Raw genomic sequence first — 864 nt, 5'->3', positions numbered from 1 at the left:
TTGCCAAACAAGGGTTTCTTTACCTATTGAATAAATTGTATTCTCAACCTATAAATAAAACAAAGTCATATTTTTTATAAATACGATTCCTAACAGGAATACGTGTTTGTATCACTTTATTTAACAAATACTATGGATATTGAAGCGCTTCTCGCATTTATAACGATCGTCAACGAAGGGTCTTTTTCTAAGGCAGCTAAGGTCATGCATATTACCCAGCCCGCCATATCGAAACGGATTCAAAACTTAGAAGGCCGGCTTGATGTAAAACTCTTCGAGCGACTACAACGCGAGATCACCCTGACTGATGCAGGCAAAGCATTACTGCCACACGCCTTACACATCTTGCACAACTTCGACAACGCAAAACAGGCAGTACGAGATACAAGTGGTGAAGTAAAAGGCGACTTAAGAATTGTGGCAAGTCACCATATTGGATTGCATCGGTTACCTTTGATATTGCGCGAGTTCTCCAAACGGCACCCTTTAGTTGATTTGCACCTGAATTTTCTCGACTCCGAAAGTGCTTATGCCCTGCTTCAAGAAAACAACGCCGATATCGCTTTTATAACGATTCCAGAACAACGTCGGGAACATGTCATAACGCATTTGGTTTGGGATGACCCGATGGCCTTTGTATGCGGACACCAGCATCCACTTGCTCAGTTAAAACGCGTCGGCCCAAAAGAGCTATCACAACATGATGCGATTCTTCCCTCAGAATCCACACTCACCTATCGAATCGTCGCCAAGGTGTTTGAAGAAAACCAACTTGAACTAAAAGCAAAGATACCAACCAACTACTTAGAAACCATGAAAATGATGGCCAGCGTTGGTATGGGCTGGTCGGTATTGCCAAAAACA

1 protein-coding gene is annotated in these 864 nt (G+C 42.6%); it reads left to right on the top strand.

The window, feature by feature from the left end; all coding sequences use genetic code 11:
* Positions 1-132: 132 nt before the first annotated feature.
* Positions 133-864 (top strand): LysR family transcriptional regulator (locus tag A3739_RS27250; RefSeq protein WP_068503498.1); only part of this gene is annotated, 732 nt, incomplete at its 3' end.

This window comes from Oleiphilus sp. HI0067 (genome assembly GCF_001635735.1).
Note: the sequence above shows the minus strand (reverse complement) of the source record. Positions and strands in the feature narration are given on the sequence as shown.